Origin of the sequence: Shigella sp. FC1967, assembly GCF_001743005.1 — a bacterium.
Taxonomy (GTDB): Bacteria; Pseudomonadota; Gammaproteobacteria; order Enterobacterales; family Enterobacteriaceae; genus Proteus.
The window spans coordinates 56537-70036 of record NZ_MIIZ01000610.1 but is presented as its reverse complement, the minus strand read 5'-3'; the positions used below and the strand labels follow the sequence as shown (position 1 = coordinate 70036).

At 40.5% G+C, this 13500-nt stretch carries 7 protein-coding genes; 6 read left to right on the top strand and 1 reads right to left on the bottom strand.

The window, feature by feature from the left end; translation table 11 throughout:
* The first annotated feature begins 292 nt into the window (after positions 1–292).
* Positions 293–1666 carry an MFS transporter gene (locus BHE89_RS07325; RefSeq protein WP_069367572.1) on the top strand — a complete coding sequence of 458 codons (1374 nt, stop codon included), beginning with the start codon at positions 293–295 and terminating at the stop codon, positions 1664–1666.
* 165 nt (positions 1667–1831) lie between these two features.
* Here the strand turns inward: BHE89_RS07325 and dtpA are convergent, their stop codons facing one another.
* Entirely contained in the window at positions 1832–3298 is a 1467-nt protein-coding gene (gene dtpA, locus BHE89_RS07320; protein ID WP_069367573.1) for a dipeptide/tripeptide permease DtpA, read from the bottom strand.
* A gap of 562 nt (positions 3299–3860) precedes the next feature.
* Between dtpA and BHE89_RS07315 the strand changes: the two genes are divergently transcribed.
* Genes BHE89_RS07315 through baeR form a run of 5 tightly spaced genes read left to right on the top strand, consistent with a single transcriptional unit; the run spans position 3861 to position 13411 of the window.
* Positions 3861–5039: an MdtA/MuxA family multidrug efflux RND transporter periplasmic adaptor subunit gene (locus BHE89_RS07315; RefSeq protein WP_128860369.1), complete on the top strand. Its 1179-nt coding sequence runs from the start codon at positions 3861–3863 to the stop codon at positions 5037–5039.
* 55 nt (positions 5040–5094) lie between these two features.
* Positions 5095–8226 (top strand): MdtB/MuxB family multidrug efflux RND transporter permease subunit, encoded by a 3132-nt coding sequence (locus BHE89_RS07310; RefSeq protein ID WP_069367574.1) that lies wholly within the window; start codon positions 5095–5097, stop codon positions 8224–8226.
* Positions 8223–11306 carry a multidrug efflux RND transporter permease subunit MdtC gene (mdtC, locus tag BHE89_RS07305; protein WP_069367575.1) on the top strand — a complete coding sequence of 1028 codons (3084 nt, stop codon included), beginning with the start codon at positions 8223–8225 and terminating at the stop codon, positions 11304–11306. The genes BHE89_RS07310 and mdtC overlap by 4 nt, the downstream gene beginning before the upstream one ends.
* The gene (gene baeS / locus BHE89_RS07300) at positions 11303–12679 is read left to right on the top strand and encodes an envelope stress sensor histidine kinase BaeS (protein WP_069367576.1); all 1377 of its coding nucleotides are present in this window, start codon (positions 11303–11305) and stop codon (positions 12677–12679) included. The genes mdtC and baeS overlap by 4 nt, the downstream gene beginning before the upstream one ends.
* 24 nt (positions 12680–12703) lie before the next feature.
* Entirely contained in the window at positions 12704–13411 is a 708-nt protein-coding gene (gene baeR, locus BHE89_RS07295) for an envelope stress response regulator BaeR (RefSeq protein ID WP_069367577.1), read from the top strand.
* Positions 13412–13500 lie beyond the last annotated feature (89 nt).

Genomic DNA, 13500 nt, shown 5'->3' with positions numbered 1-13500 from the left:
ATAAAATGAAATTTAAATTTACTCAAGTCAATCAACTAAAACAATAACAACAAACAGTGGTAAAAAAAACAGTTAATAATGTTGTTTTAATTTCACCTATTTACATTATTAAGAGCTTCCTGTTATAACTTAAACTATCATCACAATATTATTCTTTCTCGCATAAATAGTTTTTAAATAACCTTTCACAGTTATTTATTTTCACCCTATTTTATTTGCTAACTTAAAAAGAATCTAATGGTGATCTTATTACTTAATATTTTTATCACGATGATTATTATAGGTTGTTATTATGACATCACAATCACACTCCACTCAGCCGTTGAGTCAACCTACGGCAAGACCATTGAATCGCAACGACTATAAAACGTTGGGTTTGTCCTCACTAGGGGGAACATTGGAGTTCTATGATTTCGTGATCTTCGTGTTCTTTACGAAAACATTGAGCCACTTGTTCTTTCCTGGCGATAACGCTTTTATTGCACAAATGCAGACATTAGGTATTTTTGCCGCAGGTTATCTTGCTCGCCCTTTGGGTGGCATTATTATGGCGCACTACGGAGATATTATTGGACGTAAGCGCATGTTTACTTTAAGTATCTTCTTAATGGCTGTACCCACATTAGTGATTGGTTTATTACCCACTTATGCCAGCATTGGTGTTGCAGCACCATTATTGTTGTTATTAATGCGCATTATGCAAGGTGCCGCCATTGGTGGTGAAATGCCTGGTGCTTGGGTGTTTATCGCAGAGCACACCCCCAAACAACGTTATGGTTTAGGTGTAGGAACATTAACCTCGGGTATTACAGGCGGTATTTTATTAGGCTCAATCGTGGCAATTATCGTTCAACGTAGCTATACCGCTCAAGAAGTAAATGATTTTGCATGGCGTATTCCTTTTATTTTAGGGGGCGTATTTGGCTTAATCTCTGTTTACTTACGTCGCTTTTTACAAGAAACCCCGATCTTCAAAGAAATGGCGGCAAAAAAAGCGTTAGCACAAGAAATGCCTGTGGTTTCAGTTATTAAGGGTCATAAGCAAGCATGCTTAATTACAGCTGCATTAACATGGTCTTTATCAACCGCTATCGTTGTCACCATTTTGATGACACCCGGTGTCATTGTTGAAGGGATCTATAAAATTGATAGAACAACGTCATTAGAAGCAAACTGTGTTGCAACATTAACTTTAACCTTAGGTTGCATATTCTGGGGTTGGATTGGTGACAAATTAGGAACACGTGCATCAATGACATTATCATGGGGCGGTTTAATTCTTACTGCATTCCATTTCTATGGCAGTTTAGATGCAGCGATGTCAAGTTTTCAATTAGCGTTTAACTATGGTTTGATGGGCTTTTTTGTAGGCGCGATTGCAACTACACCTATCGTTAGCACAAGAGCATTTCCACCATCAATTCGTTTTTCTGGTTTATCTTTTGCTTATAATATGGCTTATGCCTTGTTCGGTGGATTAACACCAATGTTAACAGGAATATGGTTAGAAAAAACAGCAATGGCAGGTGCATATTATGTTGCTGGCGTATCATTATTAGCAATTGCTGTCGCTTTCTTACCTTTAGCTTATAAAGGGTGGACAGCAGTAAAACCGACAACCAGAGAAAAAGAGGTTGCATTACAGATTGATAAAGTGAGCGGCTAGACCTTTATCAATATCAACGCATCGTTCTATCCGTCCCCGAATACAATACCGCCCTTAATAAAGGCGGTATTTTTTTATGCTGCATTCGATGGCAATAAATAAACAAAAAAGGATGCCTTATAGCATCCTTTATTTTTCTTAAACTTTGTTTTTTAATGGCACAAATTACTGTGTCATTTTACTTAGCATAGGCGCCGTGATCAGCATTAGAATTGCGATAACACCCGTTACAATACCGATTTGTAAGAATACACTGCTGTAAATTTCTAATGAAGCGTGAGCGCTTTGTACATCTTCTGGTACTGCCATTAAACTCGCCACTTTACCGGCAATAATTGCAGCCGCTGCCGAAGTTAAGAACCAAGCACCCATAATAAAGCCCATTAAACGCTGCGGTACAAGTTGAGCAACCATGGCAAGACCAAGTCCTGAAATCATTAGCTCACCAATGCTTTGGAAACCATAACTTGCGACTAGCCACCATGAAGACACAATACCCGCTTCATTTGCCATGCTTGCACCCAGTGGTAACACTAAGAATGCCGTCGCACTTAAGAACATCCCTGCGGTGAACTTATATGGCATCGGCAATCTATCACCCATAAAGTTATAAACTGCCGCTAATAATGGGCTTGCTAACATGATCCAGAATGGATTCAATGATTGGAATTGTTCAGGTTCAACGCTAAAACCTAAAATTGAGTGCTCAACGTTATGGATTGCGAAGAAGTTTAACGATGTTGGCATTTGATCGTAAAGAACGAAAAAGACCACGGCTTCAACCATCAGCAAAAACGCGACAATCATCTTACGGCGAGCAGCACCTTTCATCATAAAGGTTTCACGTGCAAAAATCAGGATGATACCGAGTGAGATAACCGCCAAAGACCAACTTGCCACTTCATTATGATGTAATAGCCAAGTCGATACAGCCGTTAAAGCGACGATACCCACCAGCGTTAATAATAATTTTAAATAATTAAGCGGTTCAAAATCAGGTCTAGAGCCTTTATCTTTGATCCAACTACGGCAAACCATAAAGTTTGCTAAGGTGATCAGCATACCAACAACACTTAATGCAAATGCAACATCCCAACCATAATTAGCCGCTAACCATGGCGTTGCTAACATAGATAAAAACGAACCTACGTTGATAGACATATAGTACATCGTAAATGCACCGTCTAATTGCGGATCATCTTTCTCGTAGCAAGTGGCTAATAATGAAGATGGGTTAGCTTTAAATAAACCATTACCTACTGCAATCGTTGCAAGTCCCCAATAAATCACGTCTTTATTGTGATCAGAAAATGCTACCATCGCATAACCAATTGCCAGTACGATTGCGCCAAGAATAATAACCCTTTTAGTACCAAGGACTTTATCCCCAAGCCATCCACCGATAGCAACAAAACCATAAACTAATGCGGTAAATGCAGCAAAAACGGTGATAGCTTCTGCTTCACCCATGCCCAGCATTTTAACCAAGTAAACGGCCATGATCCCTTGTAGGCCGTAATAACCGAAACGTTCCCATAATTCGATTGAGAAGATGAGATAAAACGCACGAGGCTGTTTAAATGCATTCAGGCTCGGTTTTTGTCCATCGTCAGGTGTGTTTGCAGTTGACACTAAAAACCTCTAATTATTCTATTACGCCTTTATATTTAGGCTAATTTTTACAAAAATTTCGTTATTCAAGACAGAGTTAAAGCTCGGTGAATTTCATACTGGATTGTTATTCTTTGAAAAGAGTTCAACGCAGAGAAAAACAAGGTTGGCATTCTATCACTGGAAAGCATAATTATCTAAGAATTATAACTAACTATTGCGTTTTATCATAGTTACAGGCATTTGTACAAAATAGTTATGCGATTAAAAAAACATCAAACAAAATAACTTACTGATAATCAATAAATTATTTTCCACTTAATTATCTCCATATAAACAATTAAGCTACGCTACTGCTTATTGCTCTTTTTGCTCAATTAACGTTTATTGAATAACAACGATAGAATAATGCCAGTAGCAATACGTTTTAATTGATTAAAATAGCGCCAACAAAACACATTCCTTGACTTAATTTCCATATTTCCTTCATTTTTAACGATGAAGAAACAGGTAGAATGTCACCATTCCAGATTTTCATTTCAGTATTTCTGATTAGCTAGTTGCCAGTGAGATCACAAAAGTAATGAATAAAAACAAAAATGTTAAAAAAAGAGTTTCTCTCATCATCGCTTTAATTGTCGTCATCGCAGGGGGTTACGCCTATTGGCAATTTAATGCAGCAAAAACAGCATCACCTGAAAATAAAGGGGCTCAAGCAGCAAACTCACAAAGTCGAGGTACCTCTGGATCTCGTCGTCCACCTTTACCACCTGTTCAAGTTGCAATGTCAACGCAAGAGAATGTTCCCCAGTTTTTATCTGCTTTAGGAACGGTTAAAGCCACTAACAGTGTCACCGTCACTAGCCGTGTTGAAGGTCAATTAATGGCATTACATTTCACGGAAGGACAACACGTTCAACAAGGTGATTTATTAGCGGAAATTGACTCTCGCCCCTTTGAAGTTCAATTAGCTCAAGCCAAAGGACAACTGGCAAAAGATCAAGCAACATTAGCTAATGCTCGTCTTGATTTAGCACGTTATCAAAAATTAGCGAAAACCAATTTAGTCTCACAACAAGAATTGGATAATCAACAAGCTTTAGTTAAACAGTCTGAAGCTAGCATCCGTATTGATGAAGCGGCTATCAGTAATGCACAATTACAACTCACTTACAGCAAAATCACCGCGCCTATTTCAGGTCAAGTGGGTTTAAAACAAGTTGATGTTGGTAATTATATTTCTGGTGGCTCCTCTACACCTATCGTCGTTATCAATCAAATGGATCCTGTTGATGTGCTCTTTACATTACCAGAACAAGATCTCGCGAATGTTATTCAAGCGCGTAAAAATAATGCCGATTTACCCGTCACCGCATTAGATAGAAATAACCAATTTGAATTAGCTAAAGGCAAATTATTTAGTGTTGATAACCAAATTGATGCAACAACTGGCACCATTAAATTAAAAGCACGTTTCCCTCAGCAAGAGACAACGTTATTCCCTAACCAATTTGTTAATGTCCGTCTTTATGTCACCACATTAGAAAAAGCAGTCGTTATTCCTAATGCGGCGCTGCAAATGGGTAATGAAGGTCACTTTGTTTGGGTTGTCGATAGCGAAAATAAAGTGAGTAAATTACGTGTTGAAGTGGCATTACAAAATGCAGAAAAAGTCGTCATAGCTTCGGGTTTATCGGCAGAACAGCGGGTTGTAACCGATGGTGTGGATAGATTAACACAGGGTGCAAAGTTGATATCGTGACCCCCACAGCACCAAAGACGAAAGATAATAACCGTGTTGTTGCGGAGAAAGCGTAATGACCGAGAAAACACACGGTACAAGTGGGGGCCCCTCTCGCTTATTTATTCTGCGCCCTGTTGCAACCACCCTTTTTATGGTCGCCATACTCCTTGCAGGGATTGTTGGCTATCGTATGTTGCCCGTCTCTGCATTACCTGAAGTTGATTACCCCACTATTCAGGTCGTTACACTCTATCCAGGAGCAAGCCCAGATGTAATGACATCAGCAGTTACCGCTCCATTAGAGCGTCAATTTGGACAGATGTCTGGATTAAAACAGATGTCGTCACAAAGTTCTGGTGGTGCATCAGTGATCACACTGATGTTCCAATTAACATTACCATTAGATGTTGCAGAGCAAGAAGTCCAAGCTGCGATAAATGCGGCCACTAATCTGCTACCATCCGATTTACCGTATCCACCGATTTACAGCAAAGTAAATCCCGCAGATCCGCCTATTTTAACCTTGGCGGTGACAAGCTCAATATTACCCATGACACAGTTGCAAGATATGGTTGAAACCCGTATTTCGCAAAAAATTTCACAAGTTAATGGTGTTGGTTTAGTCTCTTTAGCGGGTGGGCAGCGCCCTGCGGTTAGAATCAAACTTAATGCACAAGCCGCTGCATCTTACGGTTTAGATAGCGAAAAAATTCGTGTAGCCATCAATAATGCGAACGTTAACTCAGCAAAAGGGAGCCTTGATGGACCCACTCGCTCTGTGACGTTATCCGCCAATGATCAGATGAAATCATTAGAAGACTACCGTCAATTAATCGTTACTTATAAAAATGGCGCCCCAATTCGTCTATCTGATATCGCAACAATAGAACAAGCACCTGAAAATAATCAACTCGGTGCATGGGCGAATAATAAGCAAGCAATTATTATTAATGTTCAACGTCAACCCGGCGTTAACGTCATTGATACTACTGATAATATTCGTAATTTATTACCTGATTTAGTTTCTAATTTACCAAAATCCGTTAATGTTGAGATCTTAACAGACAGAACCACAACAATCCGTGCTTCTGTTAAAGATGTGCAGTTTGAACTGGGTTTAGCTATCGCCCTTGTGGTGATGGTCATTTATCTCTTTTTACGTAATGGTGTCGCCACCTTAATTCCAAGTATTGCTGTACCGCTTTCATTAGTCGGTACGTTCGCCGTGATGTATTTTTGTGGATTCTCTGTCAATAACCTCACCTTAATGGCATTGACCATTGCCACGGGCTTTGTTGTCGATGACGCCATTGTTGTGATTGAAAATATCTCCCGTTACCTTGAACGTGGTGATAAACCATTAACAGCCGCGTTAAAAGGGGCTGGCGAAATAGGTTTTACCATTATTTCCCTTACCTTCTCTCTTATTGCCGTACTGATCCCCCTGTTATTTATGGGCGATATTGTCGGACGCTTATTTAGAGAGTTCGCAATCACTCTTGCTGTCGCCATTTTAATCTCTGCTGTCGTTTCGCTCACATTAACGCCAATGATGTGTGCCCGATTGCTAAAGCCTGAAAATGAAATCAAACACAATCGTTTTGAAATGGCGTGCGAGCGTTTCTTTGAAAGAATGATTGCGGTATACGCCGTTTGGCTCAAACGTGTTTTAAACCATCAATGGATAACGCTTGGTGTCGCACTGAGCACATTAGTGCTCACTGTATTGCTCTATATGTTTATTCCTAAAGGCTTCTTCCCACTACAAGATAACGGGTTATTGCAAGGAACCATTGAAACCTCACAATCCATTTCTTATCAAGCAATGGTAGAAAAACAGCAGCAAGTCGTTGATAAATTAATTGATGATCCCGCTATTGATAATATTGCTAGCTTTGTAGGGATTGATGGAAGCAACGCAACACTCAATACAGGACGATTACAAATCACGCTAAAACCCCTTGATCAGCGTGATGATCGGATAGATGTGATTATTCCTCGTTTACAAGAACGCATTGCGGCTATTTCAGGCATGACGCTCTATCTGCAACCGACTCAAGATTTGACAATTGATACGCAAGTTTCTCGTACTCAGTATCAATTCACGCTACAAGCAACATCCTTAGATGAATTGGCTTATTGGGTGCCAAAGCTCTCCCAAGCACTAAAAGATAGCGCTGAATTGACCGATATCAGCAGTGATTGGCAAGACAACGGCATGATGGCGTATATCAAAGTAGATAGAGACTCAGCAAGCCGTTTAGGTATTTCGATGAGTGATATAGATAATGCACTTTATAACGCTTTTGGTCAGCGTTTAATCTCCACTATCTATACTCAAGCTAATCAGTATCGCGTGGTTTTAGAACAAGATATTCGTAATGGTGATGGACTACAGGCTCTTTCAGCCGTGCATTTGACCGGCAAAGAGGGGGCGATGGTACCTTTATTGTCTATTGCATCCGTAGAGCAACGCTTAGCACCACTTTCTATTAATCATCAAGAGCAATTTCCTTCAGCAACATTCTCATTTAATGTCGCTGAACAATCCTCTCTTGAAGAAGCCGTAAAAGCTGTAAAATTAGCTGAAGAGCAAATTTCTATGCCAAGAGATATCACCACCCAATTCCAAGGGGCAACACTGGCATTTGAAAGTGCGCTTTCGAGTACTTTGTGGCTGATTATCGCGGCAATTGTGGCAATGTATATTGTATTAGGCGTGCTATATGAGAGTTTTATTCACCCTATCACTATTTTATCTACGCTGCCAACAGCGGGTGTTGGTGCATTATTAGCTTTAATCGCCGCGGGCAATGAGCTGGATATTATTGCAATTATTGGGATCATCTTACTCATCGGGATCGTAAAGAAAAATGCGATCATGATGATAGACTTTGCCCTTGCCGCTGAACGAGAGCAAGGTTTAACCCCTTACGAAGCTATTTATCAAGCATGTCTATTACGTTTCCGACCAATCTTAATGACTACAATGGCGGCGCTTTTAGGTGCCTTACCTTTAATGTTAAGTACCGGTGTAGGAGCCGAGTTACGTCAGCCATTAGGGGTTTGTATGGTTGGTGGCTTAATTATGAGCCAAATCTTAACGCTATTTACGACCCCCGTTATTTATCTATTATTTGATAAGTTATCGCTCTATATCAACCGTAATAAACACGTTGAGAATAATAACGGGGCTGTATCATGAAGTTTTTCGCCCTCTTTATTCAACGTCCCGTCGCAACGACGTTACTCAGCTTGGCGATTTCGCTATGTGGTGCATTAGGTTTCATGTTGCTCCCTGTTGCCCCATTGCCACAAGTTGATTATCCCGTTATTAATATTTACGCCTCATTACCAGGGGCATCACCAGAAACGATGGCATCTTCTGTGGCAACACCACTTGAGCGCTCCCTAGGGCGAATTGCGGGTATTGATGAGATGACATCAAGCAGTTCGCTTGGCAGTACCAGTATTACTCTAGTGTTTGATTTAAACAAAGATATCAATACAGCAGCTCGTGATGTACAAGCCGCATTAAATGCGTCACAAAGCTTATTACCTTCAGGCATGCCAAGCCGACCACGTTATTATAAATCAAATCCTTCTGATGCACCGATTATGATCTTAACGCTCACCTCTGATATCCAAAATACAGGGGAACTTTACGATCTCGCCTCAACAAGATTGGCACAAAAAATCTCGCAGATTGAAGGTGTCAGTGAAGTATCTGTCGGTGGTGGCTCATTGCCAGCGATACGTGTCGCCCTCAATCCTGATGCGTTATTTAACCAAAATGTCAGCCTCGATGATGTCAGAAAAGCCATTAACCAAGCGAATGTGCGACGACCTCAAGGCTTTGTAAATAATGACGAGAAGCGTTGGCAAATCCAAACTAACGATGAGCTCAGCAAAGCAGCAGAATATCGTCCTGTGATTGTGCATTATAATCAAGATGCTGTTGTACGTTTAAGTGATGTGGCACAAGTTACCGATTCAGTACAAAACGCTCGAGCGGCGGGAATGAGTGGCGGAGAACCTGCGATTTTGCTCGTTATTCGTCGTGAAGCGGGTGCCAACATCATTGAAACCGTGGATCGCATTCGTAATGAGTTTCCTGACTTACGTGAGTTGATCCCAGCCAGTGTTGATTTAAAAGTAGCACAAGATAGAACCCCGACTATTCGCGCATCCCTAGCTGAAGTAGAACGAGCGTTAGCCATTGCTGTGGCGCTCGTGATTTTAGTTGTGTTCTTATTTTTACGCTCAGGTCGTGCCACGCTGATCCCTGCCGTTGCTGTTCCCGTTTCATTAATTGGGACCTTTTCAGCCATGTATCTTTGTGGCTTTAGTTTAAACAATCTTTCATTAATGGCATTAACCGTAGCGACGGGCTTTGTGGTTGATGATGCTATTGTGGTACTTGAAAATATCTCTCGTCATATTGAAAATGGTTTAAAACCCAAAGATGCCGCTTTAAAAGGCGTTGGTGAGGTTGGTTTTACTGTCCTGTCGATGAGTATTTCTCTTGTTGCCGTTTTTATTCCATTACTGTTAATGGATGGTCTTGTTGGGCGATTGTTTAAAGAGTTTGCCATCACCTTAACAACCGCTATTGCTATCTCGCTATTTGTTTCTCTTACGCTAACGCCCATGATGTGTGCGCATTTACTAAAAGGCATGAAGCCTAAAGCCCAATCACATTTACGAGGCTTTGGTAAGTTGCTTTTCCGCGCCCAGCAAGGTTACAGTGTCACATTACAAGCCGCATTGCGCCATCGACGCTGGATTATGGCTATTTTTTTCGCCACGTTAGGCTTAAATGCCTATTTATATATCAGTGCCCCCAAAACATTTTTCCCCGATCAAGATACGGGTCGCTTAATGGGATTTGTACGTGCAGACCAAAGTATTTCATTCCAATCGATGAAAGAAAAAATGACCCGTTTTATGCAAGAAATTAATGCAGATAAAGACGTTGATAGCGTAACGGGTTTTACCGGTGGAGGGCGTATTAACAGTGGATTTATGTTTATTTCTCTTAATCCATTATCAGAGCGTACTGATAGCGCCAATCAAGTAATTAATCGCCTACGGGCAAAATTAGCCAATGAACCCGGTGCCAACCTCTTTTTAATGCCAGTGCAAGATGTTCGAGCAGGCGGGCGTCAAGCCAATGCCAGTTATCAATTTACATTATTAGCTGATGATTTAAGCGAGTTGCGTAAATGGGAGCCTATTGTCCGTAAAGCGTTAGGTGAATTGCCTCAACTTGTAGACGTTAACTCTGATAAAGAAGATAAAGGCGCAGAAATGGCACTGACTTACGATCGCGATACCATGTCGCAATTAGGTATTAATGTCAGTGATGCCAATAATCTACTGAACAATGCTTTTGGTCAGCGTCAAATATCCACCATTTATGCGCCACTAAATCAGTATAAAGTGGTCATGGAAGTCTCTGAACAATACACCCAAGATGTTTCGGCGTTAGATAAAATGTATGTGGTCAATAATCAAGGTGAACGTATCCCATTATCCGCATTTGCGAGTTGGTATCCCGCTAATGCCCCATTAAGTGTTAATCACCAAGGATTATCTGCTTCTTCAACTATTGCCTTTAATATTCCTGAAGGCTATACATTAGCTGATGCCATTAATTCTATTGAACGTACAATGACAGAGCTAGGTGTACCGAATACCGTCAGAGGCTCTTTTGCAGGTACCGCACAAATTTTCCAAGAAACCATCAAATCACAACTCATTCTTATCTTAGCGGCGATTGTAACGGTCTATTTGGTATTAGGTGTACTGTATGAAAGCTATATTCATCCGCTGACTATTTTATCAACCCTACCTTCTGCTGGTGTGGGTGCCTTATTAGCATTACAGCTTTTTAATACACCTTTTAGTCTGATCGCACTTATTGGCATTATGTTGCTTATTGGTATTGTGAAGAAAAACGCCATTATTATGGTGGATTTTGCAATTACAGCACAGCGTGAAGGCAAATTGTCAGCTAAAGAGGCCATTATTCAAGCCAGTTTATTACGTTTTCGTCCTATTATTATGACAACTCTTGCCGCATTATTTGGTGCATTACCATTGATGTTAGGTAGCGGAGATGGTGCTGAATTAAGACAACCGTTAGGAATAACCATTGTAGGGGGCTTATTAATGAGCCAACTACTGACCCTGTATACAACCCCTGTTATTTATCTATTTTTTGATGGATTGCGTGAACGTTGGCAACAACGACGGATCAGCAAAAAAGAGGCAAATGCATGAAATTGAGAAGCAAGCTGTTCTTAGTGGTTTTCGCGACTTGTATGGTGGTTGTTCTCGCTATGCATATTGGTATTCGAGGCAGCTTCCAGCAAGGATTCATCGGTTATATCAAGAAAAACAGTGAACAGCGTGCAACTCTTTTAGCTGAAGCCTTAACTGAACAATATGCATTGACAGGAGATTGGCGCTTTCTCAATAGAGATGATCGTTCTCTTTATCAAATATTACGAAGCATTGATCAAATAAGTCAAAGTAGCGAAGGCCCTCCTCCCAGAGGTTGGCGTACGCAATTTTGGATCGTTGATAAAGAGATGAAGCGCTTATTTGGGCATGACAATCAATTTCCCGCAGAAACATTTAAAAAGCCCATTACCTTTCACAATGAAATTGTTGGATGGGTGATTGTCAGTGCGGCAGATAAAATCAGCAGTGAAGCCGATATCAGTTTTGATAAACAACAACTGCGTACCAGTTGGGTCATTGCTGGTTTAACGGTTCTTTTTGCGTTATTGATCACTCTTATTCTTTCTCGCAATATGATACGCCCAGTTAAACGACTTGTTGAGGCGACTCATAAATTAGCAGCGGGTGACTTTTCTGTTCGTGTGACGCCCACAAGCAAAGATGAAATCAGTCAGCTCGCTACCGATTTTAATCAACTAGCCAGCACACTAGAAAAAAATGAGCAAATTCGTCGCGATTATATGGCAGATATCTCACATGAATTGCGAACCCCTCTCGCTATTTTAAAAGGTGAACTTGAAGCGCTGCAAGATGGTGTCAGAAAGCCAACAAAAGAGACATTAAACTCCCTTCTATTTGAAGTCACCAACCTGACAAAATTAGTTAATGATCTCCACCAGCTTTCGCTATCAGACAGAGGTTCTTTAACTTATCGTAAAGATTTTATTGATATTAATGAGGTCATTTTGTTGGCAGTGGCTTCTTATCGTCACACATATCAAACTAAAGAGATTACTTTACTCACCGAATTAGATGATCTGTCTCCATTGATTGTGCAAGCCGATCCTGACCGATTGATCCAGCTTTTCCATAATCTGCTGGAGAATAGTGTTCGTTATACTTATTCAGGTGGTCAATTGCATATCAGTACCCAAAAAGCACAAAATCATGTTCTGATTTCATTAGAAGATAGTGCTCCAGGGCTAGATAACGCTCAATATAACGTTGTTTTCCAGCGGTTTTATCGTGCAGAAAACTCACGAAATCGTGCAAGTGGTGGCTCTGGTTTAGGTCTTGCGATTTGCGAAAATATTGTTGAAGCCCATAATGGTAAGATAAGTGCAATGCCGTCCTCTTTAGGTGGCGTGAAAATCCTTATAGAATTACCTGCATATTCTGATGATCTTTAAGCCTAATAACCCTTGAGCCAATAAATGACCGTATCTGAATCACCCTATTCAATCCTGATTGTTGAAGATGAACCCAAACTTGCCCAATTACTTATTGATTATCTTCAAGCATCAGGTTATCAGACTCATTGGTTAGCAGATGGTGCTGAAGTGAGCGATTGTATAAAACAGCAACACTACGATTTAATACTATTAGATCTGATGTTGCCCGTTAAAGATGGCATTACGATCTGTAAAGAGTTGCGTCAGTTTTCAGATATTCCCATCATTATGGTGACAGCGAAAACAGAAGAAGTTGATCGATTACTCGGGCTTGAGATTGGCGCTGATGACTATATTTGCAAACCTTATAGTCCAAGAGAAGTGGTAGCCAGAGTCAAAACGTTATTGCGTCGTTTTTATCGCCCACAAGATATTATTCAAAATGAAAAATTCGTCGTCATTGATGAGCAGGCTTACCAAATCCAATACAATAATAAGATCCTCGATTTAACGACGGCTGAATTTCGTTTACTAAAAGCTTTAGCCACTCAACCTGGAAAAATATTAACTCGCGATCAACTGATGGATCATCTTTATGATGACTACCGCATTGTGACGGATAGAACCATTGATAGTCATATTAAAAATTTACGACGCAAACTTGAGCAATTGAACGATCAAATTGAATTTATTCGCTCAATTTATGGTCAAGGCTATCGTTGGGAAACCCAAGCTTATCGTTTTCGATGATATTTTTTCAGGAATACATTGAACCTCGCTACACTTAAGCGCTAGAATCCACCCCTTTATGATATACCCCTACCCAATGTGTGGGGGAC